Origin of the sequence: Rhodoferax mekongensis (assembly GCF_032191775.1) — a bacterium.
Taxonomy (GTDB): Bacteria; Pseudomonadota; Gammaproteobacteria; order Burkholderiales; family Burkholderiaceae_C; genus Allorhodoferax; species Allorhodoferax mekongensis.
The window spans coordinates 747492-773426 of the sequence record NZ_CP132507.1; the positions used below are offsets into that span (position 1 = coordinate 747492).

Consider the following 25935-nt stretch of genomic DNA (forward strand, 5'->3'; position numbering starts at 1 on the left):
AGCAGAACCACCATGGCAAGCGTTTCCCTTCAAAACATCAGCAAGCGCTACGGCAACAACGCGCCGGTGCTGCACAACATCAACCTCGAGATCGAGCACGGCGAACTGGTGGTGCTGGTCGGCCCCAGCGGCTGCGGCAAGTCCACCTTGCTGCGCGTGCTCTGCGGGCTGGAAGACATCAGCAGCGGCGAGCTGCGCATAGGTGACGACCTGGTCAACGACCTGCCGCCCGCCGAGCGCGGTATCGCCATGGTGTTCCAGAGCTATGCGCTCTACCCGCACATGACGGTGTACCGCAACATGTCCTTCGGGCTCAAGATCCACGGCGCCAACAAGGCTGACATTGACAAACGGGTACGTGATGCCGCCAAGGTGCTGCACATCGACCACCTGCTGGAGCGACTGCCCCGCGAGCTCTCGGGCGGGCAGCGCCAGCGTGTGGCCATCGGCCGCGCCATCGTGCGCGAGCCGCGCCTGTTTTTGTTTGACGAGCCGCTCTCCAACCTGGACGCTGCGCTGCGCGCCAAGACCCGCATCGAGCTGGCCCGCCTGCACCGCGACCTGGGCGCCACCATGGTCTATGTGACCCACGACCAGGTGGAAGCCATGACGCTGGGCGACAAAATTGTGGTGCTCAGCGAAGGCCATGTGCAGCAGGCCGGCACCCCGCTCACGCTGTACCAACAGCCTGCCAACCGTTTTGTGGCGACCTTCATCGGCTCGCCCACCATCAACCTGTTGCCGGCCCGTGTGGTGGAAGTGCTCGACGGTGGCGCCCGCCTGCTGTTGGGCAACGGCAGCAAGGTGCTGGCCACGGTGGACAGCAGCCAGCTGCAAGTGGGTGAGAGTGTGGAAGTGGGCCTGCGCCCCGAGCACTGCGAAGTGCTGCCCGCCGGTGTGGCGCCTGCGGCGGACGACACGGCGCTGGATGCCGAGATCACGCTGGTCGAGCACCTGGGCGAGTCCAACCTGCTCTACTTGAAGATGGACGACGGGCAAGAGCTGATCGTGCGGGGTGACGGCAATGCCGAAGTGCGTCTGGGCGACTCGGTCATCGTGCGTGCGGCACCGTCAGCCTTGTACCTTTTCAAGGCTGATGGCACGGCGTGCACCCGCCTGAACCCCGGCAACATGCGCTCGGCCCATGCACGTTGAACTGCTGCCGGCACACATTCACTACGCCATTGGCATTGATGGTGGCGGCACCAGTACCCGCGCGCGGGTGGTGCACCGCAGTGGTGTGGTGGTGGGCGAAGGCAAGGCCGGCGCCTCGGGCCTGACCCAGGGCATTGGACAGGCGTGGCGCCACATCGAAGAAGCCATTTCGCAAGCTACCGGGGGCAGGTTGCAAGCCGGCTGGCCCGAGCCGGTGCCGGCCAACTGTGCCTTGGGCTTGGGCTTGGCCGGTGCCAACAATGCGGCGTGGCACGCCGAATGCCTGGCCGCCGATCCGGGCTATGCCACCTTGAAGCTGGAGTCTGATGCTGTCACGGCGCTGTTGGGTGCGCACGGCGGACACCCGGGTGCGCTGGTCATCGTAGGTACCGGCGCGGTGGGCCTGGCCTTGCTGCCGGACGGGCAGCGCCGCACCAGCGGTGGTTGGGGCTTCCCGAGTGGTGATGAGGGCAGTGGCGCGGACTTGGGTCTGCAGGCCGTCAACCTCACCCAGCGTGCGCTGGACGGCCGCGCGTTGCCAGGGCCGCTAACCCTGGCAGTGCTGCAAGCCACTGGTGGCACACCCGAGGCCTTGCTGGCCTGGTGTGGTGCCGCAGGGCAAGGGGAGTACGCCAGCCTCACGCCCCTGATTTTTTTGCACGAGGCTTCCGACCCCGACGCTGCAAGGCTGCTGGAGCGGGCCCTGCACCAGCTCGAAGCCTTGGCCCGTGCCTTAGACCCTACCCACACGCTGCCCTTGGTAGTAGCCGGCAGCGTAGGCCAACGACTGGCGCCCCGGCTCTGTGCTTTGGTGGGCGCGAGTGTGGTGCCACCGCAGGGTGACGCCATGGACGGTGCCCTGACCCTGTGTTTGCAATGACATGAAAAGAGATTCCGTAATGACAACATTGATGTTGCAAGAGGCCCTGTCCTCGGCGCGCCAGGTGGCGCAACAACTGGCGGGCGATGAAGGTCGCTACGCCGCCCTTGGCCTGGCGTTGCGGGCTTTGCCGCCCCAGGGTGCCGTCACCATTGCCCGTGGCAGCTCGGACCACGCGGCTGCCTACTTCGCCTATTTGGTGATGTCGCGCACCGGGCAGCTGGTGACCTCGCTGCCCATGTCATTGCTGACCCTTTACAAGGCGCCCATGGCGCGGCAGCGGGTGCTGGCTGTGTCCATTTCGCAGTCGGGCCGCAGCCCGGACTTGTTTGAACCCATGCAGGTGTTTGAGAAAGCCGGGGCGACCACGGTGGCCCTGGTGAATGACATCAGCTCGCCCCTGGCGCAAGCGGTGGACTGGGCCATGCCCTTGCACGCCGGCCCCGAGAAGAGTGTGGCGGCCACCAAGAGCTTTATCTGCGGCCTGGTAGCCGGTGCACGGCTGGCCGCGCACTGGGGTGCCCATGCAGACTTGCTGGAGGCCTTGAAGACGCTGCCTGCATCGCTGGAAGAGGCCTGCCAGCAGGACTGGAGCGCTGCGGTGGAGCCCTTGCGCACCGCCAGCCAGCTCATGGTGATAGGCCGGGGGCCGGGCCTGGCGATTGCGCAGGAGGCGGCCCTCAAGTTCAAGGAAACCTGTGGCATTCAGGCCGAGGCCTTCAGCGGGGCTGAGGTCAAACACGGCCCCATGGCGCTGGTGAACGACAACTACCCCATGCTGATCTTTGCCCTGCGCGGCCCGGCCCAGCAAAGCCTGATTGCGTTGGCCGCCGAGATGCGCGGCCGAGGTGCGCGGGTGCTGCTGGCCGCACCGGCCGATGTACCTGAGCGGGACCTCACCCTGAGCACCGCGCCGCAGGAGGACCTGGATCCGATTACGGCGATCCAGAGTTTCTATCTGCTGGTGGAGGCGGTTGCCCGTGCGCGCGGGCTGGACCCCGACCAGCCACCCCATCTCTCGAAAGTCACAAGCACCCGATAAACTGGGTGCATGCATGTTCAAACTTTGATGATGGAAGGGGCACCCGCAGTTCAGCTGCAGGGCCCCACCGGCGATACGGTCACCGTGCTCTTGCGTGGTGCCCAGGTGATTTCGTGGGTGGATGCCACGGGTGTGGAGCGTTTGTACCGCAGCCCGCTCTCGCCGCTGGACGGGCCGCAGCCTGTGCGGGGCGGCGTGCCGGTGATTTTTCCGCAGTTCTCCGGACGTGGCCCCATGGTGCGCCACGGATTTGCACGCACCAGCCTGTGGGAGTGGCTGCCAGCGGATGCGGCTGGGGCCGAGCCTCAGCTGGTCTTCCGCATGCAGCACGCCGCGCACGAGACGCCGCTGTGGCCGCATGACTGTGCATGTACCTTGACTGTGGCCTTGGTGCCGGCCGGTCTGCGCATGACGCTGGCCGTGCACAACACGGGCAACAGCCCCTTGAGCTTTCATGCTGCACTCCACACCTACCTGGAGGTGGGCGACGTTGCCCGGAGCACGCTGACCGGTGTCTTGCCGCAAGGCGAGGTCTTGTCGCTGGCCGAGCCGATTGACCACTTGTTTGAATCCGTGCCTGGCCCGTTTGCCCTGCGCAGCCCTGCCACTGCGCTGGACCTGGTCCACGAAGGCTTTACCGACGCTGTGGTCTGGAACCCCGGGCCGCAGGCCGTGATTGCCGATCTGCCTGCCGGGGGTTATGCCCGTTTCTTGTGTGTGGAGGCTGCTTCTGTGGGCGTGCCGGTGCAGTTGGCGCCGGGCGCGCATTGGCAAGGTAGCCAGTGCCTTTTTATCGCTACCTAGCACCGCCGCGTAGGGGTAAGCCCTGCTTTTTTACAATGCCGGCGCACACGGTGCCCGGCACCATCCAACGGAAAACTCCATGACATCTCCTGAATCCACTCCCAAGAGCCCCAAATTGCGCCCTATTCCCAACTTCATTTTTGCCAGCCGCTGGTTGCAGCTGCCCCTGTACCTGGGCTTGATTGCCGCGCAGGGCGTGTACGTGTTTCACTTCTGGGTGGAGCTGGTGCACCTGCTGGAAGCCGCCTTCGGCAGCCAGACCGCGCTGCAGGCGCTCGTAAGCAGCATCGGCTACAAGTCGGATGTGCCGGTCCCTGCGCTGAACGAGACCATCATCATGTTGGTGGTGCTGGCGCTGATTGACGTGGTGATGATCTCCAACCTGCTGATCATGGTGATCGTGGGTGGCTACGAAACTTTTGTGAGCCGCATGGACCTGGACGGCCACCCCGACCAACCCGAGTGGCTCAGCCATGTGAATGCCTCGGTGCTCAAAGTGAAGCTGGCCACCGCCATCATCGGTATCAGCTCCATCCACCTGCTCAAGACCTTTATCAACGCTGCCAATTACGACGAGAAGGTGCTGATTGCCCAGACGGCCATCCACATCACCTTCTTGTTGTCAGCCATTGCCATTGCCTACACCGACAAGCTGCTCAATAGCAGCCACCAGAACTCTGGTCATTGAAAAATGTGCTGCTGGCGCCCGTGGATAATGCGCAAGCAGCTACTAAAAATATAGCAAATATCCACTGCTGAAGGGACGGCTTTCCATGATTCACGTGAGTGGTTTGGTCTTTGACTACCTGGGGCACCGCGCCCTGCATGGGGTCTCGGTGGATATCCCGCAGGGCACGGTCACCGCCCTGGTGGGCCCCAATGGTGCCGGCAAGTCCACGCTGATGCGCTGCATGGCCGGGCTGGACACGCCGCTGGCCGGCACCATCACGGTGGGTGGTGTGGATGTGCAGGAGCACCCGCGCGAGGTGCACACCAAGCTGGGTTACCTCTCCGACTTCTTTGGCCTCTACCAGGACCTCACGGTGGAGCAGTGCCTGCACTATGCCGCCGCGTCGCAGGGCATTGCTGAAAGCCGCGTGCCCAAGCGCGTCAAGGAAGTGGCCCGCTTCCTGAATCTGGAAAACAAGCTGCAAAGCTTGGCCAGCAACCTCTCGCGCGGGCAGCGCCAGCGGGTAGCGATCGGCCAGGCCATCGTGCACATGCCGCAGGTGCTGCTGCTCGACGAGCCCGCCAGTGGTCTGGACCCGGAAGCGCGCGCCGACCTGTCGGCCTTGTTCCGCAACCTGCAGTCCCATGGCATGACGCTGGTGGTGTCCAGCCACATCCTGAGCGAGCTGGATGAGTACTGCACCCACATTCTCTCCATCCGCGACGGGCGGGTCAGCCGCTTTGCCAGCCTGGCGACGACTGCCACCGGCAGCGAAGGCGTGGTCAAGGCGCTGGTGCAGGTGCAGCTGGCTGCGCCCGCGCCGCAACTGGCCCAAGCGCTGGCCGCTTATGAAGTGGCGCACCTGGATGCGAGTGGCGCTACGCCCACGACGGTGTACCTGCCTGCCGGCGACCTGGCCGCACGCGCGGCCTTGCTGGCCAAGCTCACTGCAGAGGGTGTGCCCGTATGTGCCTTTCAGGAAGTACGCACCAGCCTGCAGATGAGCTACGGCCAAGCCGATTCCCACCACTCCTCGGGAGCTGCACCATGAACCCGGAATTCAAACGCAACCTCTGGTTGGAAATTTCGCCTGCCCGCCTCGCCCTGATGCCCGCGGTGCTGACCCTGATCGCCCTGCTGGCCGTCGCCATGAGCGAGCACAACCCGCGCGACAACCTGTTCATCGCCTGCACGGTGCTGTTCACCGGCCTCACGGTAGGCTGGGGCAGCCTGTTGGTGATGTCCAGTATCAACAACGAAGTGACCGAGCGCACCTGGGACCAGCAGCGCCTGAGCGCACTCACCCCTTGGCAGATGGCCTGGGGCAAGCTCTTCGGCAGCACGGCCTACGCCTGGTACGGCGCTCTGCTGTGTGCGGTGGTGGCGGTGCTCGCAGCCTCGACCCTGCCGGGCTTCTTGAGCCGCTGCGTCTGGATGCTGGCAGGTGCCATTGGCGCGGTCGCCCTGCATGCCTGGCTGATGGCCAGCCGCTTGCATACCCTGGACCTGCGCACCGAAAAGTCCAGCAGCACGGCAGGCCGACTGTTCGGCTTGTTCATGGCCTTGCAGACGCTGCCCATGGTGTTCATGGTGCTGCGCAGCCCGACTGACGAGCCTCAAGCTTCCGGCGGCTGGTGGAGTCTGGGGCTGCCTCTGCCTGTGCAGTCGCTGGTGCTGGCCGCCTTGATGCTGGCGCTGGGATTGCTGGCCTTGTGGCGCAGCATGGGCAAGCAGCTGATGGTGCGGTCAACCCCTTGGGCCTGGGCACTGGGCGTGTTGGCTGTGGGCTGGATGCTGGCCGGCTTCATGCCGGAAGACGCCCGCGACGCCAACCTGATGGTGCCACTGGCCGGTGTGGCGCTGTTGGCCACGTATGCGGCCTTGTTTACCGAGAGCAACAACCGCCTCGTTTGGCAGGCTGTGCTGTTTCACCACGCTCACAGCCCCCGTCGCCGCATGCTGCAGGCCCTGCCTTTGTGGCCGGTGAGCTGGGCCATGGCGGCGCTGTTTGTGCTGCTCTATGGCGTGTTGGGCATCAACCCCGACCAGCACCTGGCGTCTTTGGGTAGTGTGATGTGGCTCGCCTTGCTGCACTGCCTGCGGGACTGCGGCATCTACCACTTCTTTGCGCTGCGCAACACCACGCGCAAGCCGGCCGGCATGACCCTGCTAACGCTCTTTGTGTTGGGGGTGGTGCTGCCCGGCTTGGTGGCAGGGAGCGCGCCGGAGTTGGCGACCTGGTTTGAACCCTTGTTCGGCCTGCAGCAACTGGTCAAGGGCGGCGCATCGCTGGGTCTGGCGCCCTGGCTGGCCATGGCGGTCCAGCTGGCGGTGGTAGCTGCGCTGGTGGCCTGGCGTTGGGCTGCGGGCGCCAAGCCCGCCCAAACCAGCTAAAGGGGTTTTTGCAGCTGGCTCAGACCACCGGCTGGTGGTCGGCGTCCGGCCGGTGGGCCGGGTCCACATGGGTCATCAGGTTGAGGACCCGGTGGCGCTTGAGCACGGCGTTGCGCGCGGCCACGGCGATGTTGTGCCCCTCTTCGACGGTGAGTTTGGCGTCCACTTCAATGTGGGCGTCGGCCACCACCATGTCGCCCATCTTGCGGGTTCGCACATCGTGCACACCGGCCACACCGGGGGTGGCCATCAAGGTGCTGCGAATGGCTTGCACTTCTTCTTCATCCACCGCGCGGTCCATCAGGTCGTGCAGCGCATCCCAGCCGAAGCTCCAGCCCATCTTGCCCACCATGAAGCCCACAATCAGCGCCGCAATCGGATCCAGCAGCGGATAGCCGGCCATGCTGCCCAGAATGCCCAGGCTGACCACCAACGAAGACGCAGCGTCCGAGCGCGCATGCCACGCGTTGGCGACCAGCAGGCTGGACTTCACGGCTTTGGCCGTGCGTAGCATGTAGCGGAACAACAGCTCCTTGGTGGCAATGCCCCCCAGCGCGACCCAGAGAGAGACGTAGTGGGGCGCGGCGATCGTCTCTGGCGATTCGAGCTTTTGCAGGGCCGACCAGACCATGCCGCCACCCACCGCCAGCAGAATGGCGCCCAGCGCCAGGGAAGCCGCCGTCTCGAAGCGCTGGTGACCGTAGGGGTGGTCTTCGTCCGCGTCTTTTTTGGCATGGTGCCCTGCAAACAGCACCACAAAGTCCGACACCAGATCGGACAGCGAATGGATGCCGTCCGCAATCAACGCCTGCGACTTGGTGAGCGTGCCCACGATGACCTGGGCACTTGCCAACACCACGTTCACCACCACGCTCACCCAAGTGCTGCGGGAGGCCGCGGCAGCGCGCTCTGCGGCGCTGTGGGGCGCGTGTTCGGAGTCGTCGTCTTGTTCGGTGAATTGCATGGTGCGCAGTGTGCCTTTAGTTCCTGAAGGCGTCCTTAACTGAGGTGTTTGCCGGCAATGCCGGCCAGCTCAAACATGGTGACCTGGGGCTTGCCGAACACCGCGAGCAGCTTGGCATCGGCGTTGATGCTGCGCTTGTCTTTGGCGTCTTGCAGGCCGTTGGCCTTGATGTAGTCCCACAGCTTCTTCATGACCTGCGGGCGCGCAATCGGCTCGGCACCGATCACCGCGGCCAACTCTGCGCTCGGTTGTTTGCCGCTGGCGGCTGTGGTTTTGCGCGGGGCTTTGGGCTTGGCCTCTTTGACGGCAGCAGCTTTCTTTGCAGGGGCTTTTTTGGCTGCAGCGCCCGCAGAACCTGCGCGGGCAGCTCCTGTTTTTGTAGCGGCTGTGGTTTTGATGACAGCCTTGAAGGCCGTTTTGCGGGGTGGGAACTTGGAGGGAGCGAACTCGAAGTTCACTTTGCCCTCGGTCGCATCCCAAGCCAGCATGGCCTTGAAGTTGCGGCGGGTGCGCATGGAGACAAATTTCTCCAGCATGTCGGTCTTGCCAGTGGCCAACAGCTTTTGCATCTGCTCGCGTTCGATAGGCTGCTGCAAGATGATCTGGCCGCTCTTGAAGTCGCAGCTCGGGGTGGGCTGGCCATCGGTGGGCACCGATTTTTCGCAGACGTAGTTCTTGCCGTGCTCGAAGACATTGCCGCCGCACTTGGGGCAGGCGCCCAGCGCGGTTTGTGCGCTGAAGTCGATGATCTCGCCGTCTTCTTCGCCGGCCTTGTCGTCGCCGAAGTCGAACTCCAGTTTGTAGTTCTTGGCTTCTTCATCAAACTTGATGACCATCTCGGCCACAAAAGGCCAGCCGGCTTTGGAGCGGAAACCGTCCAAGGGGCCAATGTGCTTGTCGCGCAGGAACTGCTCCACCTCGGCCAGCTCAAACGTGCGACCTGCGGGGGACTTGCCGAAGGAGAAGCCGCAGCCCTCGCTGTGACCGTCTGCACCGGTACAGGTGTAGCGGCGGTAGTTCTCTTTCACAATGCCGCCGCAGTTGGGGCAAGGGGCAGCCAGGGTGGCGTAGTCACCGGGGATGGTGTCGCGGTCGTATTCCTTGGCTTTGCGGACCATGTGCTCGGTCATGGCGGCGATCTCGGCCATGAACTTTTCGCGGCTGAGTTTGCCCTGCTCCATCTGGGAGAGCTTGTATTCCCATTCACCAGTGAGCTCAGCCTTGGTCAGTTCCTGTACGTCCAAGCCGCGCAAGAGCGTCATGAGCTGGAAGGACTTGGCAGTGGGAATCAGCTCGCGGCCTTCGCGCAGCATGTACTTTTCTGCGATCAGACCTTCGATGATGCTGGAGCGGGTGGCTGGTGTGCCCAGGCCCTTCTCCTGCATGGCTTCCCGCAGCTCGTCGTCTTCCACGGTTTTGCCGGCACCTTCCATGGCGCCGAGCAGCGTGGCTTCGGAGTAGCGGGCTGGGGGTTTGGTTTTGAGGCCCTTGGCTTCCACGGTCTCGCCGCGCACCTTTTCATTCGGGGCCACGGGCACCAAATTCTGGCCCTTGTCGCCGTCCTTGGCATCTTCCACTTCGGCGGCGGCTTCCTTGCCGTAGATGGCCAGCCAGCCGGGCTTGACCAGTACCTTGCCTTCGGTTTTGAAAGCGTGCTGGGCCGCCGTGGTGATGCGGGTGGTCACCTGGTATTCCGCACTGGGGAAGAACACCGCCATGAAGCGGCGCACCACCAGGTCGTACAGCTTCTGTTCCGCCTCGCTCAAGCCACTGGGCGCTTGCAGGGTGGGGATGATGGCAAAGTGATCCGACACCTTGGCGTTGTCGAACACGCGTTTGGTGGGCTTGATGTAGTTGCCATTCAGTGCGACCAGGGCGTGAGGCGCGAGGTGGCGCATGTCGCTGTCGGCCAGCATCTCGAAGGTCTTTTTCACCACCGGCACATAGTCTTCCGGCAGGGCGCGGGAATCGGTACGCGGGTAGGTCAGGGCCTTGTGGCGCTCGTAGAGGCTCTGGGCAATTTGCAAGGTGGTCTTGGCGGAGAAGCCGAACTTGCCGTTGGCTTCGCGTTGCAGGCTGGTCAGGTCAAACAGCAGGGGGAAGCTTGCGTGGTGGGCTTGCTCTCTTCTGTGACCGTGGCCTGCTGGCCGCGCACGGCGTCGGCTATTGTCCTGGCTTCTGCCAGGGACCAGACGCGGTCGGCCTTCTTTTCAGCGTCGTCCGCATCCTTCTTGTGGGCGGGGTTGAACCACTTGGCAGGGTACTCACCGGCCTGGGCGGCAAAGGTGGCGTGTATTTCCCAATAGTCGCGGCTCACAAACTTGCGGATCAGCTCTTCGCGCTCGACCACCACGGACAATGTGGGCGTCTGCACCCGGCCCACGGTGGTCAGGAAGAAGCCGCCATCGCGGCTGTTGAAGGCCGTCATGGCGCGGGTGCCGTTGATGCCCACCAGCCAGTCGGCCTCCGACCGGCAGCGGGCGGCGTCGGCCAGGGGTTGCATCTGGGCGTTGGTGCGCAGATTCTCAAAGCCATCGCGGATGGCCTGGGGCGTCATGGACTGCAGCCACAGGCGGCTCACCGGCTTGCCCAAGGGTTTGGCGCCACCGGCGTACTGCTCAATCAGGCGGAAGATCAGCTCCCCTTCGCGTCCCGCGTCACAGGCGTTGACGATTTTGTCCACGTCCTTGCGCTTGGCCAGTTTGACCACGGCGTTCAGGCGCGTCTTGGTCTTGTCTACGGGCTTGAGGTCGAAGTGCGGCGGGATCACCGGCAGGTGCGCAAAGCTCCACTTGCCGCGCTTGACGTCATATTGTTCAGGAGCCTGGATCTCGACCAGGTGGCCTACGGCGCTGGAGACCACATAGGTGTCGCTTTCGAAGTACTCATCATGTTTCTCAAACTTGCCGGCCACCGGTGTGAGTGCACGCACGATGTCTTGGGCGACCGACGGCTTTTCCGCAATAACTAATGTTTTGTTGAAAACGCTGTTTTTCATCTGACTACAATCCAGTTCTCGCGTGCGCGCAGGCGCGCGCTTGCACACGCAGGCACGCACACATGCGCGCCCATACGATTCACCATACCAAATTTTCCATCCGTGGCAAAAACCCCAGTGAAATCCTCCGCCGGTGCATCCACTTCAAACCAGCGCCGCATCCAGACCCGGCGCTCCGGGGTGCATGGCAAAGGGGTGTTCGCACTGCAGGACATTGCGGAGGGGGAAACCATCATCGAGTATGTGGGCGAAGTGATCAGCTGGCAGGAGGCCCAGGACCGCCACCCCCACGATCCCAAAGACCCGAACCACACCTTTTACTTCTCGCTGGAAAACGGCAATGTGATTGATGCCCTGTATGGCGGCAATTCCTCCCGCTGGATCAACCATTCCTGCGACGGCAACTGCATCGCCGATGAGGAGGATGGGCGCGTGTTTATCAAGGCCTTGCGCAATATCAGCGCGGGTGAAGAGCTGAACTATGACTACGGCCTGATTCTTGAAGAGCGCTACACCGCCAAACTCAAGGCCGAGTACCCCTGCTGGTGCGGCAGTGCCAATTGCCGCGGCACCCTTCTTGCCCCGAAGAAATGACTCCCCCCCGTGCCGGCTTTCGCCGTCTCCCCCTCAAGGGGGCAACGCCCATGGCCCGGCGAAGCCGGTTCCAAGGCGTTTCTGAATGGATGCATTGCCCGCCGGAGGGATGGTTGCCATGACCGTGAAATGGCCCGCTGAAGCGATCTGGGAGGAGGTGTTTGCCGTGCTCCCGAGCTTCAGTGTGGAGATCCTGCCGGAGGTGGATTCCACTAATACCGAACTGATGCGCCGTGCCCGTGCCGGACTCACCGATCCCGTACTTCTGGTCGGCGAGCGTCAGACCGCAGGCCGTGGCCGTTTGGGCCGCGACTGGAAGAGTGACACCCAGGGTGATGGCGGCACGCTGACTTTTTCCCTCGGTATTGCGTTGCAGCCGCAAGACTGGTCGGGCTTGTCCTTGGCGGTCGGTTTGTCGGTGGTGCAAAGCCTGCACCCGGACCTGCAACTGAAGTGGCCCAACGACGTGTGGTGGCAAGGCCGCAAGCTGGCCGGCATCCTGATAGAGACTGCCAGTGCCGGGGACCAGCGCTACGCGGTGATCGGTATCGGCATCAACATCACTCCCCGCGAGGGCGACGGTTTGCGTACGCCACCTGCCGCTTTGCAGGAGCTGATGCCCGGCATCGAAGCTCCGGTGGTGCTGCAAAAGGTAGCGGCGCCTTTGGTGCACGCGGTGCAGGTGTTTGCTTCCCAGGGCTTTGCGCCATTGCGTCAGGCTTTCCATGGACGTGACTTGTTGTACGGCCAGCCGGTCGTCTGCACGGACGGCACGCAGGGCATCGCCAAGGGCGTGGATGCCGGCGGCGTGCTGCTGGTGCATACTGACAACGGCCTCGTCAAAATCAATAGCGCGGAGGTGAGTGTGCGCCCCGCGTCCCCTTCCTCTCTGTCCTGATCCGTATGTTGCGACTGATTGTTCTGGTGCTGCTGCTGGCCAATGGCGTGTACTTTGCGTGGAGCCACGACTACCTGAAGATGTATGGCTTTGGCCCGGTCGCTCCGAATGAGCCGCACCGCATGGAGCAGCAGATCAAGCCCGAGATGATTCAGCTGCTGAGCGCCGGTGACCTGAAGAAAGCCGAAGCCCAGGTACAAGCCGATCTGGCCCCCAAGGAATGCCTGCAAGCCGGTCCGTTCGATGATGAACAAGCCGCAAGCCTGCGCAAAGCGCTGGACGCGGCCCTGCCCAGCGGCAGCTGGCAGATCGAGTCTGTGAAAGAGCCGGCGCGCTGGATTGTGTACATGGGCAAGTACGCCTCCGCGGACCTCCAGGCCAAGAAGCGCGCCGAGCTGGCCGGCATGGGCATCAAGGCGGAGGCGGTTGGCACCTCTGAGCTTCAACCGGGGCTGGTGCTGGCGGCATTTGAATCCGAAGCTGCGGCCAAGGCTGAATTGGCCAAGATGGCACCTAAAGGCATTCGCACGGCCAAAGTGGTGCAGGAGCGCGAAGCAGGCACTGCCCATCAGCTCAAGCTGCCCTCAGTGTCTGAGGCCTTGAAAGCCAAGTTGCAAGACATCAAGCCCTCGATGGCAGGCCACAGCTTCAAGGCCTGTAGCTAAGCCTCAAGCGCTTTCTACTTCAATCAGTCGCGAAAAGCGCAGGGTGAAAGTGGTACCTGGCGGCGTGTGGCCGGGGCGGCTGTCGTCCACCGCGATTTCTGCGTGGTGCTGGCGGGCGATTTCCAGCACGATGGGAAGGCCCAGACCGGAGCCGTCTGCTTCATTGCCCAACGCGCGGTAAAACGGCTGGAACACCAGCTCCCGCTCGGCCAACGGGATACCCGGGCCGTTGTCCTCCACCTGCAGCACGAGCGCCCCGCTGAACGGGTCGAGCAACACGCGCGCGGTGATGACGCCTGCGCGCTCTGCGGTGGACGGCGTGTAGTTGATGGCGTTGTCCACCAGGTTGCGCACCATTTCTTTGAGCAAAGTCATGTTGCCCTGGATGGATACGCCGGGCGTGCCGGCCTCCACGCCTTCATAGCCCAGGTCGATGGACTTTTCCAGTGCACGGGGTACGCAGTCGCGCACTACGTCCATGGTGAGCTTGGCCAGGTCGCAGGGCTGGTGGGCCAGCACGGTGCCACTGCTCTCGGCACGGGCCAGCGCCAGCAGTTGGTTCACCGTGTGGGTGGCGCGGATGCTGGAGCGGCCGATCTGCCGCAGGGACTGTTTGAGATCGTCTGCGCTCGCACCCTGGCGCTGCGCCAGGTCGGCTTGCATGCGAAGGCCGGCCAGTGGGGTCTTGAGTTGGTGCGCCGCATCGGCCAGAAAGCGCTTCTGCGTGGCGATCGAGTCTTTGAGCCGCATCAGCAGGTCGTTCACCGACGACACCAGCGGCACGACTTCCAAAGGGACGGCCTCTACGTCCAGCGGGCTCAGGTCGTCGGGGCTGCGGGCGCGAATGCGTTCTTCCAGTCTGTTGAGCGGCTTGATGGCTTGCACCAGCGCCAGCCAGACGAGCAGCACGGCCAGCGGCAGGATCACGAATTGCGGCAGCATCACGCCTTTGACAATTTCGGTGGCCAGCACCGAGCGCTTGTCCATGGTTTCGGCCACTTGCACCAAGGCGGGCCGGCCGTCGGGCACGTCCACACGCACCCACATATACGCCACGCGCAGGTCGGTGCCCTTGAAATCCACCTCACGCATGCGGACCTCGCCGGGCGGCAGGCGTTCGTCCTCCGGAGGCAGAGGCAGGTCTTTCTCGCCGCTGAGGTATTCGCCCTTGGTGCCCAGCACCTGGTAATACACGGTGTCGGAGTCGTCGGTGCGCAGCAGCTCGCGCGCCGGCAGCGGCAGCACGAACTGGGCCTTGTTCTTGTTGACCGTGATGAGCTGCGCCAGGGCGCCCGCGTTGTATTCGAGCGCGCGGTCAAAGGGCTTGCCGGCAATGCCCTGTGCAACCAGCCAGGTGAGCACCAGGCTGACAGGCCACAGCAGCAGCAGCGGGGTCAGCATCCAGTCGAGGATTTCCCCGAACAGGCTGCGTTGCTCCCGCTGAAAAATCTTCACGAGGGAATCTTCTCCAGGCAGTAGCCGAGGCCCCGCACGGTGGCGATGCGGATCGGGCCTTTCTCGATCTTCTTGCGCAGACGGTGGATGTAGACCTCAATGGCGTTGTTGCTGACCTCTTCACCCCATTCGCAGAGACGCTCCACCAGCTGGTCTTTGCTGACTAGGCGGCCGGCGCGCTGCAGCAGCACTTCCAGAAGGCCGAGTTCGCGGGCGGAGAGTTCGACCATCTTGCCGTCGATGGTGGCCACGCGCCCGGCCTGGTCATAGGTCAGCGGGCCGTGTTTGATGCTGCTGCTGGTGGCGCCCATGCCGCGGCGGATCAGGGCGCGCACGCGGGCTTCGAGCTCCTGCAGGCTGAAGGGTTTGGCCATGTAGTCGTCGGCACCGTAGTCGAGGCCTTTGACACGTTCATCCACGCTGTCCGCCGCCGTCAGGATCAGCACCGGCAGCGAAGAACCCCGTGCACGCAGCTTCTTGAGGACCTCCAGGCCGTGCATTTTCGGCAGGCCCAGGTCCAGGATCAGCAGGTCGAACTCGGTGTTGGTCATGAGTGCGGCATCGGCTTCGGTGCCACTGGCCACATGGTCTACCGCAGCACCTGCGCTGCGCAGTGCGCGCAGCAGGCCATCGGCCAGAACTTGATCGTCTTCAGCAATGAGAATGCGCATGTGTGTCTCCGTGCGGGGTGCGGCGCTGCGGCCGCTTGAGTGCCATTCTAGGCGCCTCGTGCGGGCGCCCTTTTGCGGTGACGCAGCATCCGGTCAATGGCTGGCATAGGCTTCCAGTCCCAGCGTGATGACCGTGGCCACCTCGGGTCCGACCGATTGTTCCAGCTCCGCCTGTGCCTGCTGCACGGCGTCCTGGTAAGCCTGCACCCATGCCAATCCGGCGGCAGTGAAGCAGATGCGTTTGGCCCGGGCGTCGGATGCATCGCTCTCCCGCTGCACCATGCCCCAGGCTTCGCACTGGGTGACCAGCGTGGCCATGGCTTGTTTGGTCATGCCGGCGCGTGCAGCCAGATCGGTCAGGCGCGTGCCTTGCAGCTCAAGGTGCCGCGTGATGTGGATGTGTGCTGCACCGACCTGCGCGCGCGCGGCCAGGTTGGCCAGACCCAATGGAACCGTGGGGTGACTGCCCATGAGCTGGAGCACCCGCGCATCGAACCGCTCCAGCGCCAGGCGCAGCCAGTGGCCGACATGATTGCTTCGCCAGGTGTCTGCATGGGGAGAAGATTGCATGGTCTAAATGGTAATGCAAACTGACTAAAAAATAGCTTGTAGCTGTTTGACCGCCCCCATAAACTACTGTTCAAGCATCCAGCCTGTTGTTAAAACCAGATGCAAGAAGTTAGCCCACCAATTGATTTTTCAGGAGATTTCCATGGACGTACCCGTCAAGAACCCCGCCGCCAACGCAGAGAAGGCCAAGGCCCTGCAGGTCGCTCTGGCCCAGATCGAAAAGCAATTCGGCAAGGGCACCATCATGCGTTTGGGCGAGGGCGAGGTGATTGAAGACATCCAGGTCGTGTCCACCGGCTCCTTGGGGCTGGACATTGCACTGGGCGTAGGCGGCCTGCCCCGCGGCCGTGTGGTGGAAATTTACGGCCCGGAGTCCTCCGGCAAAACCACCCTGACCCTGCAAGTGGTCGCCGAGATGCAAAAGCAAGGCGGCCAGTGCGCCTTTGTGGATGCCGAGCACGCGCTGGACATCCAGTACGCCCAGAAGCTGGGCGTGAACCTGCAAGACCTGCTCATCAGCCAGCCCGACACCGGCGAACAGGCCCTGGAAATTGTGGACAGCCTGGTGCGTTCCGGCGCGGTGGACCTGATCATCGTGGACTCGGTAGCTGCGTTGACCCCCAAAGCCGAGCTCGAAGGCGAGATGGGCGACAGCCTGCCCGGTTTGCAAGCCCGCTTGATGAGCCAGGCGCTGCGCAAGCTCACCGCCCACATCAAGAAGACCAACTGCATGGTTATCTTCATCAACCAGATCCGCATGAAGATCGGTGTGATGTTCGGCTCGCCTGAAACCACCACCGGCGGTAACGCGCTGAAGTTCTACGCCTCTGTCCGTCTGGATATCCGCCGCACCGGCACCATCAAAAAGGGCGAGGACTCGATCGGCAACGAGACCAAAGTCAAAGTGGTCAAGAACAAAGTCAGCCCTCCGTTCAAGACGGCGGAGTTCGACATCCTGTTCGGTGAAGGTATCAGCCGCCACGGCGAGATCATCGACATGGGCGTGAACGCCGGTATCCTGGAAAAATCCGGCGCCTGGTACGCCTACCAAGGCGAGAAGATCGGCCAGGGCCGTGACAACGCCCGTGAATTCCTGCGTGAGAACCCAGAGTTGTCGGTCGAAATCGAGAACAAAGTGCGCGCCAACCTTGGCATCCCTTTGTTGCCGGTAGCAGAGCCTGAAGCGAAGGCCAAGGGCAAGAAAGCCGATAAGGCTGATAAAGCAGAATAATGGTCAAAGTGGCTGCCAGCGCTCATGAAATGTGCGCCAGCAGCTACTGAATTCATAGCAAATCTTTGACTCCCGGATCTGCAATGGCAACTCAGTCGCTATCGCTTACCGCCCGGGCGCTGCGCTTGCTCAGCACCCGCGAGCACTCTCGCGTGGAGCTGGAGCGAAAGCTGCAGCGCTATGAAGAGGAGCCCGGAACCTTGGCCAAGGCATTGGACACGTTGGCCGCCAAAGACTTCATCAACGAAGAGCGGGTGGTCGGTTCCGTGCTGTACCGACGTGCCGGGAAACTGGGCACTGCACGTATCAAGCAGGAACTGCAAGCCAAGGGGCTGGCTCCTGAAGCTGTGTCCGAGGCGGTGGCCACATTGCGTGAGACCGAGCTGGAAAGGGCCCGCGAGGTGTGGCGCAAAAAGTTCGGAACCCAGCCGCAGGATGCAACAGAGCGCGCCAAGCAGATGCGCTTTATGGCTGGGCGCGGCTTCGGCGGAGACACCATCCACCGGGTAGTCTCCGGCGGAGGTAACGAAGGCGAATGCTGAGGCTTAAAGGCCCAGCATCAAATGCAGGTTCTGGACCGCAGCGCCGCTGGCGCCTTTGCCCAGGTTGTCCAAGCGGGCAACCAACACAGCGTGGGCAAAGCCATCCGCCTTCGCATCGTTGGCAAACACGCGCAACTCCAGTTTGTTGGTATCAGCCAAGGCAACGGCGTCGAGCTTGAGGTCGACTGTCACGGGTTCCACCGTCACCCATTCGCTGCCCGCGTAGTGTTTGGCCAATGCGTTGTGCAAGTCTTGCGCACTCGGTTGGCCGGGCAGTGTGTCCAGGTGCAGAGGCAGTTGAACCAGCATCCCCTGAATGAAATTGCCCACGGAGGGCACAAACAAGGGCCGGCGGGTCAGGCCGGTGTACTTCATGATTTCAGGAATGTGTTTGTGTTTCAGCCCCAGTGCGTACAGCTCAAACGGAGCAGCGGTGCCTTGCTCATAGGCTTCGATCATGGCGCGACCGCCGCCGGAGTAGCCGCTCACCGAGGGCAGGCACACCGCAAAGTCTGCGGGTAGCAAGCCTGCATCGACCAAGGGGCGGATCAGTGCGATCGCACCCGTGGCGTAGCAGCCAGGGTTGCTCACTCTTTGCGCTTTGGCGACCGCATCGCGCTGGGTCGCAGCCAGCTCTGGGAATCCGTAGACCCAGGTCGGGTCCACCCGATGCGCGGTCGACGCGTCAATGATGCGGGGGCCGGGCTTGCCGGTTTCGCGCTCCAGCGCGTCAATCATCGCGACCGTGTCTTTGGCGGCATCGTCGTGCAGGCAAAGAATCACCAAGTCGGCTTGGGCAATCAGGGCGCGTTTGGCTTGAGGATCTTTGCGGAGCGCGGGGTCTATGCTGATCAGTTCGATCTGGGACATGGTCTGCAGACGTTCCCGGATTTGCAGGCCAGTGGTACCGGCTTCGCCGTCGATAAAGATTTTTTTCATGGTGTAAGCAAGGGGCAAATATCGTGCATCACACTGGCAATCGCGTGGGGCATGAACGACCCGGAGTGCACCAGCTGTAAGCCTCGCACAAGTCTTGTGCGTCGCAGCATGATACATTCGCGGGTTGATGTGTCCAGTGCCGCGTGGTGATTACATCCTCGTTACCACACGGTGAACATAGTCCTGTCCCAGAGAGAGACGTCATGAAGATTCACGAGTACCAAGGCAAGGAAATCTTGCGCCAATTCGGTGTGCCGGTGCCCCGCGGCATTCCGGCCTTTACAGTGCAAGAAGCGGTGGAAGCCGCTCAGAAACTCGGCGGCCCGGTGTGGGTTGTCAAGGCACAAATCCACGCAGGTGGTCGCGGCAAGGGCGGCGGTGTGAAGGTTGCCAAATCGATTGACGACGTCAAGCGCCTGGCCTCGGAAATCCTGGGCATGCAGCTCAAGACTCACCAGACCGGCCCTGAAGGCCAAAAGGTCCGTCGCTTGTATATCGAAGACGGCGCTGACATCAAAAACGAACTCTACGTTTCGCTGGTAACAGACCGCGCGACCCAAAAGGTGGCCCTGATCGCTTCCAGCGAAGGCGGTATGGACATCGAGGAAGTGGCGCACTCCACCCCTGAGAAGATCATCACCGAGATGATCGACCCTCTGACCGGCATTACCACCGAGCAAAGCAAGAAGGTGGCTGCGGCTATCGGCTTGACGGGTGCCTCCGTGGATCAGGCAGTGGATATTTTCGCCAAGCTGTACAAGTGCTACATGGACACCGATGCGTCCCTGGTGGAAATCAACCCCCTGAACTGCGACAGCAAGGGCAATGTGATGGCCCTGGACGCGAAGTTCAACTTCGATTCCAACGCCTTGTTCCGTCACCCTGAAATCGTGGCTTACCGCGACTTGGACGAAGAAGATGCAGCCGAAGTGGAAGCCTCCAAGTTCGACCTCGCTTACATCAGCCTGGACGGCAACATCGGCTGCCTGGTGAACGGTGCCGGCTTGGCCATGGCCACCATGGACACCATCAAGTTGTTCGGCGCTGAGCCTGCCAACTTCCTGGACGTGGGTGGCGGAGCTACCCCTGAGAAGGTCACTGAAGCCTTCAAGATCATGTTGAAGAACGACAAGGTCAAGGCCATTCTGGTCAACATCTTTGGCGGCATCATGAAGTGCGACACCATCGCCACTGGCGTGATTACCGCCTGTAAGGCCGTGAACCTGTCCGTGCCCCTCGTTGTTCGCATGAAGGGTACGAACGAAGAGCTGGGCAAGAAAATGCTGGCCGAGTCTGGCCTGCCCATCATCAGCGCCGACAGCATGGCTGAAGCGGCTCAAAAAGTTGTCGCAGCAGTGAAAGGCTAAGGAAACATCATGTCGATCTTTATCAATAAAGACACCAAGGTCATCACCCAAGGCATTACCGGCAAGACAGGCCAGTTCCACACTGAAAAGTGCCAGGAATACGCAAACGGCAAAAACTGCTTTGTGGCGGGCGTGAACCCCAAGAAGGCTGGCGAGTCCATCTTCAATATCCCAATCTACGCATCCGTCAAAGACGCCGCTGCTGAAACCGGCGCTACCGTGTCCGTGATCTATGTGCCACCGGCCGGTGCTGCGGCAGCCATCTGGGAAGCTGTAGAGGCTGACCTGGATCTGGCGATCTGCATTACTGAAGGCATCCCCGTCAAGGACATGCTGGAAGTGCGCAACAGGATGAAGGCCAAGGAAGCCGCTGGCGGCAAGAAAACCCTGTTGTTGGGACCCAACTGCCCTGGCTTGATCACTCCCGATGAAATCAAGATCGGCATCATGCCCGGTCACATTCACCGCAAAGGCCGTATTGGCGTTGTATCCCGTTCCGGTACGCTGACTTACGAAGCAGTGGCTCAGTTGACCGAAATCGGTCTGGGCCAGTCTTCTGCAGTCGGTATCGGCGGCGACCCGATCAACGGTTTGAAGCACATCGACGTGATGAAAGCATTCAATGACGATCCGGATACCGATGCGGTCATCATGATCGGCGAAATCGGCGGACCCGATGAAGCTGAAGCTGCGCGCTGGTGCAAGCTGAACATGAAGAAGCCTGTGGTTGGCTTCATTGCCGGCGTGACCGCTCCTCCCGGAAAGCGCATGGGCCATGCAGGCGCTTTGATTTCTGGCGGTGCTGACACCGCGGATGCCAAGTTGGCTGTGATGGAAGAGTGTGGTTTCAAAGTGACCCGCAACCCATCTGAAATGGCGAAGTTGTTGAAGGCTTTGCTCTAACTGCCGGTAAGATGGCCCCTCTGTGCGAGGGGTGACTTGTTAAGGCAAGGATGCCCAGTTCGCAAGACTGGGCATTTTTTTTGAATTTGACGGAAGCGCCATGGAAATACTGCAACACGCTGACTTTTGGATCGGTCTGATCAAGATCGTTTGGATCAACATTATTTTGTCCGGGGACAACGCCGTTGTGATTGCTTTGGCAGCCAGGTCTCTACCCGCGGAACAACAAAAGAAAGCGGTGCTTTTTGGCTCCGGCGCAGCCGTCGTGTTGCGGATCGCTTTGACGGTGGTGGCTGCAAAATTGATGCAGATCTCTTTCCTGCAGATCGTTGGAGGCCTTTTGCTGCTGTGGATTGGCGTTCAGCTTTTAACTGAGGGCGACGATGAAGACCACGCTGATGGTGCAAAAGGCGGCCTGATGGCAGCAGTGCGGACCATTTTGATTGCCGATCTCGTGATGAGTCTGGATAACGTAATCGCGGTCGCCGCCGCAGCGCAAGGCAGCATGGTCTTGCTGATCTTGGGCTTGGCCATCAGTATCCCCTTGGTAATCTTTGGTAGCACGTTGATGATCAAGCTGATGGAGCGTTTCCCGGTCATCGTCACCTTCGGTGCTGCATTGATCGGCTGGGTCGCCGGCGAGACCATCGTGAGCGACACGGCGCTGAAGGGTGCGCTGGAGTCTTATTCCTGGTTGCATTGGGGTGCTGCAATAGCTGGAGCCCTATTTGTGCTGGGTGCGGGTAAGGTTTTGAATCGTCCCAAGCTTGAAGTGACGCACTAAACCGCTCATCGAACGCTCACAAACAGGCCACTTGTCGTGATTTGTCTCCTTTTGTCAAAAAGGCTCCAATAGTGCGTACGAGTGCCTTGTTCAGCTCTCGAGCCTCTGCTAACGTGTTACACAAATGGCCGTTAGCACCTTCTTGCTGGGCTGAGATGGAATAACAGGGGGCACAGTGGCTGGGAAAAAGACAAAGAAATCGGAATTCTGGCGAACGGACTGGTTTGCAGGGCTTTTTCTCATTCTGATTGCCACTGTCGTTTACACGGCCACGGACTTTGCCGGTGGCTTGGAGCGCCGGTTTTATGACTTCGCCAGTACGGCCAGTAACCGACAGCCCTCGGACCGTATTGCCATCATTGCTATCGATGACCAGAGTGTGTCCAATCTGGGCCGGTGGCCGTGGCCCCGCTCCTACCAGGCAAATTTGATCGATTTGTTGGCACAAGCCAAAGCCAAGACGGTAGTTCAAACCATTTTTTTCTTTGAGCCCCAAAAAGACCCGGGCCTGGTTTACATCCAGAAACTCAAAGAATTGGTCGGTAATCCGGATCCCGTCCTAGGCAACAACGAAGCGATCGCACGAACTTTTGCGGAAGCTGAGGCAGCGCTGGACACTGACACGGCACTGGCTAAAAGTCTGCATAACGCGGGCAATGTTTTGTTGCCATCGGTGTTTGTGTTGGGAGAGCCTCAGGGGAAAGCGGACAGTCCATTGCCTCCCTTCGTACTGGCTCAATCGTTGGATGAGGTTTCCGCTTTCTCTCTGCCAGCATTGCGCGGCCAATACCCCATCGATGCTCTCGGCAGCAATGCTGCTGCAGTCGGACATCTGAATCAGTACATTGACCAGGACGGAGCTGTGCGGAGAGAGCCATTGCTGGTGAATTATTTCGGCAAAGCCGTACCGTCGATGGCCCTGTTGGCAGCCATGAAGAGCTTGAACTTGACACTGGCTGACATTCGATTGAATGACGGTGACTCGGTGCAGCTTGGGCGCTTGAAAATCAAGACCGACAGCTCGGCCATGATGTCTCCCCAGTTCTACAGGGACAGAGAAGGGCGTCCGGCATTCCAGGTGGATTCCTTCTACGATGTAGTCAGCGGGAAAATTCCACTTAGCAAGTACACCGACAAGATTGTGATCATTGGGGCGACTGCAGCGGGAGTCGGTGTCCAGTTTCCAGTTCCCGGTCATCCGGCTTTGTCACCTGCAGAAACCATTGCGCACATCACATCAAGTATTCTGAGTGAGCATTTCATTGTTGAGCCCGCATGGAGTGCTTGGGTTCTGCTTGTTGCAATGTTTCTGGTCGCTTTATACGTGGTTTTGGCCCTGCCCAGGCTTTCTGCAGGGCCAGCAGCGATGATGACGGCGAGCCTTTTTTTGACTCTGCTTCTTGCTGAGTACGGTTTGCTGGCTGGGGCATCCATTTCACTACCGCTTCTTTTGCCGGCGCTCGTGCTGATCACAGGGCACGTAGGCCTTACCACCAAGCGTTTTCTGGTGACGGAAGCCGGCAAGGTGAAGTCAGATGAGGAATCTGCGGAAACCAACCGCATGATGGGCCTGGCTCTCCAGGGGCAAGGTCAACTGGATATGGCCTTTGATCGTTTCCGGCGAGTGCCTGCCAGCGAGGCGGTTTTGGGCAATCTCTACAGCCTTGCGCTGGACTTTGAGCGAAAACGCCAATTCAACAAGGCGCAAGCGGTATACGAACACATTGCGGCTGCAGATGCGAACTTTAAAGAAGTACAGCAAAAATTGAATCGTGTAAAGCACCTTTCTGAAACGGTCATCCTGGGTGGAGGCAGTCACCCCGGTGGAACCATGCTTCTGGATGGTGCGTCCATGGAAAAACCCATGTTGGGGCGGTACCAGGTAGAAAAAGAGCTGGGTAAAGGCGCGATGGGTGTCGTCTACCAGGGGAAAGATCCCAAAATCGGGCGGGTGGTCGCGATTAAGACGATGGCGCTTAGCGAAGAGTTCTCTGGTGATGATTTGGTGGATGCTCGGGAACGTTTTTTCCGCGAGGCAGAGACAGCAGGACGACTCCAGCATCAAAACATTGTCACAATTTTTGATGCTGGTGAAGAGCACGACCTCGCGTACATCGCGATGGAGTTCCTCAAAGGCAGCGATTTGACTGAGTACACCAAACCCGGCAACTTGATGCCAGTATCAACGGTGGTCAGTGTGGTAAGCCGAGTTGCCCAAGCCCTTGACTACGCGCACCGTCAGCAAGTTGTACATCGTGACATCAAGCCCGCAAACATCATGTATGAGCGAGTATCGGATACGGTCAAGGTAACCGACTTTGGTATTGCCAGAATTACGGACAGCAGCAAAACAAAAACCGGACTGGTTCTTGGAACTCCAAGCTTTATGTCCCCAGAGCAATTGGCGGGGAAAAAAGTGGACGGACGCTCTGACCTCTATTCATTGGGGGTCATGCTCTACCAATTGTTGACGGGAGTTTTGCCATTCCGCGGCGAATCCATGGCGGAGTTAATGTACAAAATTGCCAACGAGGATGCATCAGATATCCGCATTCATCGCACCGACGTGGCAGAGTCGCTTGCCATGGTGGTGAAGAGAGCAATGGCCAAACCACCAGAAAGCCGTTACCAAACAGGCGTGGCTTTTTCCGATGATTTGCTGCGCTGCATGCCGGAGATTGAGACGGGTCTTTCCACGACCGTGCACGCTCAGGACAGTGCTATGGCATTCGAGAAAACGGATGCATTCCAGAGCTCAGGTGCACAGAGGCCCGGCTCTTTCGAGGCCACACAGGTATCCCGGGGACCTGACATAGAAATATAAGAACAATGAATTATCAATTTCATGCTGTTACCGACCCAGGTCGGGCCCGCGATAACAATGAAGATTCCGTTGCATTTGACGAAGAGGCACTGGTTGCAGTGTTGGCTGACGGAATGGGTGGTTACAACGCAGGCGAGATCGCTAGTGGAATGGCGACTGCGTTCATCAAGTCGGAGTTGAGCCGTTGGCTGATTGAAGCAGGCGCACTCGCCCAATCCAAGGAAATCCGCCGGGCCATGGAGATATGCGTAGACAACGCAAACTTGGCAATTTACAACTCGGCGAACGCCAATCCTGCTTTTGCGGGCATGGGAACCACGCTGGTGTTGGGTGTGTTTAAGGACGGTCGCCTATTGGTAGGGCATATTGGTGACTCGAGATGCTACAGACTACGGTCCAACACATTGGAACAAATCACCAAGGATCACTCCCTTTTGCAAGAGCAGATTGATGCGGGGTTGATCACGCAGGAGCAAGCGGCTGTGTCGCCCATTAAAAATTTGGTTACCAGGGCTTTGGGTGTTGAACAGTCGGTCATGTTGGAAGTCAACGAGTTCAGCGTGGAGCCAGGTGATTTGTATCTTATGTGTTCAGATGGCTTGTCCGATATGGTGGCTGATGAAGTAATCGCTAGAATTGCCGGTGAGGCTTCAGGGCTGGATCAGATTGCAGGGCGCCTTGTTTCTGCTGCCAATGAAAACGGTGGCAAAGACAACATCTCGGTTCTGATGGTTGCCGTGAATGAAGCAGCCGAGAAAAAAGGCTTAATTGCCCGGTTGCTAGGGAAGTAAGTTCAAATGTTTTCCAGAAACAATTACAGGAAAAGGAGTCGATCATGCCGAAAATGATCGTGTCGATCGATGAGGTCGTGATCAAAGAAGTGCAGATTACCAAAGACCGGACTACTTTGGGACGCAGGCCTTATAACGATATCGTGATTGATAACTTGGCTGTCAGTGGCGAGCATGCTGTCATTTTGATGGCTGGTACCGACATATTTCTGGAAGACCTTAACAGTACGAACGGTACCTATATAAACGGGAAGGCCATCAAGAAACAGCAGCTTCGCCATGGCGACGGAATTGAGATCGGCAAGTACAAGATCAAGTTCATGGCCGATGGCGTGGCCGACAATTTTGATAAGACCATGGTCGTACAGGCACGCCCCGCGCCTACAGCAGCTCAGCCATTGAACTCAGGATTCTCAACGGTTGCTGGGGATTCTCAGGGACTCGGTGCTTTCCATGCTGCTATTAAAGTGCTTTCAGGAGCAGCGTCAGGCCGTGAGGTGCCGTTGACAAAGGTGGTAACCACCATCGGAAAACCTGGCGTCGCCGTCGCTGCAATTACACGGAGGCAGCAAGGCTTCGTTGTGCACCATGTTGAGGGGGCTGGGAATCCCACGTTGAATGGCTCTCCTATTGGAGCGGATCCTGTTCCCCTCAAAAATGGAGACTTGGTAGAGCTGGCAGGTACCCAAATGCAGTTTGTTCAGCACTAACGGGCTGACTCGAGCTTCTGGTAGTGATCTTCTAGGTGCTCGCTGACTGTGAACAGGATAAAAAGACACTGGCCACGCATCGCG

22 protein-coding genes and 2 pseudogenes are annotated in these 25935 nt (G+C 60.5%); 18 read left to right on the forward strand and 6 right to left on the reverse strand.

Features of this window, described 5'->3' with window-relative positions; genetic code table 11:
• Positions 1 to 12: 12 nt before the first annotated feature.
• The 7 genes from RAN89_RS03670 (at position 13) to RAN89_RS03700 (ending at position 6945) form a co-directional block, all read left to right on the forward strand.
• Positions 13 to 1155 carry an ABC transporter ATP-binding protein gene (locus tag RAN89_RS03670; protein WP_313868304.1) on the forward strand — a complete coding sequence of 381 codons (1143 nt, stop codon included), beginning with the start codon at positions 13 to 15 and terminating at the stop codon, positions 1153 to 1155.
• Positions 1145 to 2035: a glucosamine kinase nucleotide-binding domain-containing protein gene (locus RAN89_RS03675; protein ID WP_313868305.1), complete on the forward strand. Its 891-nt coding sequence runs from the start codon at positions 1145 to 1147 to the stop codon at positions 2033 to 2035. Before RAN89_RS03670 ends, RAN89_RS03675 begins: the two co-directional genes overlap by 11 nt.
• A 19-nt stretch (positions 2036 to 2054) precedes the next feature.
• On the forward strand, positions 2055 to 3077 hold the full coding sequence (locus tag RAN89_RS03680) for an SIS domain-containing protein (protein ID WP_313868306.1): 1023 nt from the start codon (positions 2055 to 2057) through the stop codon (positions 3075 to 3077).
• A gap of 9 nt (positions 3078 to 3086) precedes the next feature.
• Positions 3087 to 3881 carry a D-hexose-6-phosphate mutarotase gene (locus tag RAN89_RS03685; RefSeq protein ID WP_313868307.1) on the forward strand — a complete coding sequence of 265 codons (795 nt, stop codon included), beginning with the start codon at positions 3087 to 3089 and terminating at the stop codon, positions 3879 to 3881.
• Between the two features lie 79 nt (positions 3882 to 3960).
• Positions 3961 to 4569, forward strand: coding sequence for a TIGR00645 family protein (locus tag RAN89_RS03690; RefSeq protein ID WP_313868308.1), 609 nt, complete (start codon positions 3961 to 3963; stop codon positions 4567 to 4569).
• Positions 4570 to 4654: 85 nt separating this feature from the next.
• The gene (locus RAN89_RS03695; RefSeq protein ID WP_313868309.1) at positions 4655 to 5602 is read left to right on the forward strand and encodes an ABC transporter ATP-binding protein; all 948 of its coding nucleotides are present in this window, start codon (positions 4655 to 4657) and stop codon (positions 5600 to 5602) included.
• Positions 5599 to 6945, forward strand: a complete 1347-nt coding sequence (locus RAN89_RS03700; protein ID WP_313868310.1) for an ABC transporter permease — start codon at positions 5599 to 5601, stop codon at positions 6943 to 6945. The genes RAN89_RS03695 and RAN89_RS03700 overlap by 4 nt, the downstream gene beginning before the upstream one ends.
• Positions 6946 to 6964: 19 nt before the next feature.
• Here the strand turns inward: RAN89_RS03700 and RAN89_RS03705 are convergent, their stop codons facing one another.
• Together RAN89_RS03705 and RAN89_RS03710 are read right to left on the reverse strand one after the other, a co-directional pair.
• Positions 6965 to 7909 (reverse strand): cation diffusion facilitator family transporter, encoded by a 945-nt coding sequence (locus RAN89_RS03705; protein ID WP_313868311.1) that lies wholly within the window; start codon positions 7907 to 7909, stop codon positions 6965 to 6967.
• A gap of 35 nt (positions 7910 to 7944) precedes the next feature.
• Positions 7945 to 10907: pseudogene (locus tag RAN89_RS03710) on the reverse strand (DNA topoisomerase III).
• A 102-nt stretch (positions 10908 to 11009) separates the two neighbouring features.
• On the opposite strand from RAN89_RS03710, the pseudogene RAN89_RS03715 reads away from it, so the two are divergent.
• The 3 genes and pseudogenes from RAN89_RS03715 to RAN89_RS03725 all read left to right on the forward strand — a co-directional run bounded on the left by RAN89_RS03715 (position 11010) and on the right by RAN89_RS03725 (position 13064).
• Positions 11010 to 11586 (forward strand): annotated as a pseudogene (locus RAN89_RS03715) (SET domain-containing protein).
• Entirely contained in the window at positions 11587 to 12399 is an 813-nt protein-coding gene (locus RAN89_RS03720; protein ID WP_313868312.1) for a biotin--[acetyl-CoA-carboxylase] ligase, read from the forward strand.
• 5 nt (positions 12400 to 12404) lie between these two features.
• Positions 12405 to 13064 carry an SPOR domain-containing protein gene (locus RAN89_RS03725; RefSeq protein ID WP_313868313.1) on the forward strand — a complete coding sequence of 220 codons (660 nt, stop codon included), beginning with the start codon at positions 12405 to 12407 and terminating at the stop codon, positions 13062 to 13064.
• 3 nt (positions 13065 to 13067) lie between these two features.
• Here RAN89_RS03725 and RAN89_RS03730 read toward each other — a convergent pair whose 3' ends face one another.
• The 3 genes from RAN89_RS03730 to RAN89_RS03740 form a co-directional block, all read right to left on the reverse strand.
• Positions 13068 to 14519: a sensor histidine kinase gene (locus RAN89_RS03730; protein ID WP_313868314.1), complete on the reverse strand. Its 1452-nt coding sequence runs from the start codon at positions 14517 to 14519 to the stop codon at positions 13068 to 13070.
• A complete protein-coding gene (locus RAN89_RS03735) occupies positions 14516 to 15190 on the reverse strand; it encodes a response regulator (protein WP_087495909.1) in 675 nt (224 codons plus the stop codon). The genes RAN89_RS03730 and RAN89_RS03735 overlap by 4 nt, the downstream gene beginning before the upstream one ends.
• Positions 15191 to 15283: 93 nt before the next feature.
• Positions 15284 to 15760 (reverse strand): MarR family winged helix-turn-helix transcriptional regulator, encoded by a 477-nt coding sequence (locus RAN89_RS03740; RefSeq protein ID WP_313868315.1) that lies wholly within the window; start codon positions 15758 to 15760, stop codon positions 15284 to 15286.
• A 142-nt stretch (positions 15761 to 15902) separates the two neighbouring features.
• On the opposite strand from RAN89_RS03740, the gene recA reads away from it, so the two are divergent.
• Positions 15903 to 16991 (forward strand): recombinase RecA, encoded by a 1089-nt coding sequence (gene recA, locus RAN89_RS03745; RefSeq protein WP_313868316.1) that lies wholly within the window; start codon positions 15903 to 15905, stop codon positions 16989 to 16991.
• 83 nt (positions 16992 to 17074) lie between these two features.
• A complete protein-coding gene (gene recX / locus RAN89_RS03750; protein ID WP_313868317.1) occupies positions 17075 to 17533 on the forward strand; it encodes a recombination regulator RecX in 459 nt (152 codons plus the stop codon).
• A gap of 3 nt (positions 17534 to 17536) precedes the next feature.
• Here recX and argC read toward each other — a convergent pair whose 3' ends face one another.
• The gene (gene argC, locus RAN89_RS03755) at positions 17537 to 18472 is read right to left on the reverse strand and encodes an N-acetyl-gamma-glutamyl-phosphate reductase (protein WP_313868318.1); all 936 of its coding nucleotides are present in this window, start codon (positions 18470 to 18472) and stop codon (positions 17537 to 17539) included.
• A 203-nt stretch (positions 18473 to 18675) separates the two neighbouring features.
• Here argC and sucC point away from each other — a divergent pair, with 203 nt between their 5' ends.
• The 6 genes from sucC to RAN89_RS03785 all read left to right on the forward strand — a co-directional run bounded on the left by sucC (position 18676) and on the right by RAN89_RS03785 (position 25851).
• Entirely contained in the window at positions 18676 to 19839 is a 1164-nt protein-coding gene (sucC, locus tag RAN89_RS03760; protein WP_313868319.1) for an ADP-forming succinate--CoA ligase subunit beta, read from the forward strand.
• 9 nt (positions 19840 to 19848) lie between these two features.
• Positions 19849 to 20742, forward strand: a complete 894-nt coding sequence (sucD, locus tag RAN89_RS03765) for a succinate--CoA ligase subunit alpha (RefSeq protein ID WP_313868320.1) — start codon at positions 19849 to 19851, stop codon at positions 20740 to 20742.
• A 100-nt stretch (positions 20743 to 20842) separates the two neighbouring features.
• Positions 20843 to 21526 (forward strand): TerC family protein, encoded by a 684-nt coding sequence (locus RAN89_RS03770; RefSeq protein WP_087495915.1) that lies wholly within the window; start codon positions 20843 to 20845, stop codon positions 21524 to 21526.
• 175 nt (positions 21527 to 21701) lie between these two features.
• On the forward strand, positions 21702 to 24350 hold the full coding sequence (locus tag RAN89_RS03775) for a CHASE2 domain-containing serine/threonine-protein kinase (protein ID WP_313868321.1): 2649 nt from the start codon (positions 21702 to 21704) through the stop codon (positions 24348 to 24350).
• 5 nt (positions 24351 to 24355) lie between these two features.
• Entirely contained in the window at positions 24356 to 25141 is a 786-nt protein-coding gene (locus RAN89_RS03780) for a Stp1/IreP family PP2C-type Ser/Thr phosphatase (RefSeq protein WP_313868322.1), read from the forward strand.
• A gap of 44 nt (positions 25142 to 25185) precedes the next feature.
• Positions 25186 to 25851, forward strand: a complete 666-nt coding sequence (locus RAN89_RS03785) for an FHA domain-containing protein (protein ID WP_313868323.1) — start codon at positions 25186 to 25188, stop codon at positions 25849 to 25851.
• Positions 25852 to 25935 lie beyond the last annotated feature (84 nt).

Excerpts from the sequence above, each read along its gene's own strand:
- RAN89_RS03670 (WP_313868304.1), top strand. The coding sequence starts at position 13 with ATGGCAAGCGTTTCCCTTCAAAACATCAGCAAGCGCTACGGCAACAAC.
- RAN89_RS03675 (WP_313868305.1), top strand. The coding sequence starts at position 1,145 with ATGCACGTTGAACTGCTGCCGGCACACATTCACTACGCCATTGGCATT.
- RAN89_RS03680 (WP_313868306.1), top strand. The coding sequence starts at position 2,055 with ATGACAACATTGATGTTGCAAGAGGCCCTGTCCTCGGCGCGCCAGGTG.
- RAN89_RS03685 (WP_313868307.1), top strand. The coding sequence starts at position 3,087 with ATGCATGTTCAAACTTTGATGATGGAAGGGGCACCCGCAGTTCAGCTG.
- RAN89_RS03690 (WP_313868308.1), top strand. The coding sequence starts at position 3,961 with ATGACATCTCCTGAATCCACTCCCAAGAGCCCCAAATTGCGCCCTATT.
- RAN89_RS03695 (WP_313868309.1), top strand. The coding sequence starts at position 4,655 with ATGATTCACGTGAGTGGTTTGGTCTTTGACTACCTGGGGCACCGCGCC.
- RAN89_RS03700 (WP_313868310.1), top strand. The coding sequence starts at position 5,599 with ATGAACCCGGAATTCAAACGCAACCTCTGGTTGGAAATTTCGCCTGCC.
- RAN89_RS03705 (WP_313868311.1), bottom strand. The coding sequence starts at position 7,909 with ATGCAATTCACCGAACAAGACGACGACTCCGAACACGCGCCCCACAGC.
- RAN89_RS03720 (WP_313868312.1), top strand. The coding sequence starts at position 11,587 with ATGGATGCATTGCCCGCCGGAGGGATGGTTGCCATGACCGTGAAATGG.
- RAN89_RS03725 (WP_313868313.1), top strand. The coding sequence starts at position 12,405 with ATGTTGCGACTGATTGTTCTGGTGCTGCTGCTGGCCAATGGCGTGTAC.
- RAN89_RS03735 (WP_087495909.1), bottom strand. The coding sequence starts at position 15,190 with ATGCGCATTCTCATTGCTGAAGACGATCAAGTTCTGGCCGATGGCCTG.
- RAN89_RS03740 (WP_313868315.1), bottom strand. The coding sequence starts at position 15,760 with ATGCAATCTTCTCCCCATGCAGACACCTGGCGAAGCAATCATGTCGGC.
- recA (WP_313868316.1), top strand. The coding sequence starts at position 15,903 with ATGGACGTACCCGTCAAGAACCCCGCCGCCAACGCAGAGAAGGCCAAG.
- recX (WP_313868317.1), top strand. The coding sequence starts at position 17,075 with ATGGCAACTCAGTCGCTATCGCTTACCGCCCGGGCGCTGCGCTTGCTC.
- argC (WP_313868318.1), bottom strand. The coding sequence starts at position 18,472 with ATGAAAAAAATCTTTATCGACGGCGAAGCCGGTACCACTGGCCTGCAA.
- sucC (WP_313868319.1), top strand. The coding sequence starts at position 18,676 with ATGAAGATTCACGAGTACCAAGGCAAGGAAATCTTGCGCCAATTCGGT.
- sucD (WP_313868320.1), top strand. The coding sequence starts at position 19,849 with ATGTCGATCTTTATCAATAAAGACACCAAGGTCATCACCCAAGGCATT.
- RAN89_RS03770 (WP_087495915.1), top strand. The coding sequence starts at position 20,843 with ATGGAAATACTGCAACACGCTGACTTTTGGATCGGTCTGATCAAGATC.
- RAN89_RS03780 (WP_313868322.1), top strand. The coding sequence starts at position 24,356 with ATGAATTATCAATTTCATGCTGTTACCGACCCAGGTCGGGCCCGCGAT.
- RAN89_RS03785 (WP_313868323.1), top strand. The coding sequence starts at position 25,186 with ATGCCGAAAATGATCGTGTCGATCGATGAGGTCGTGATCAAAGAAGTG.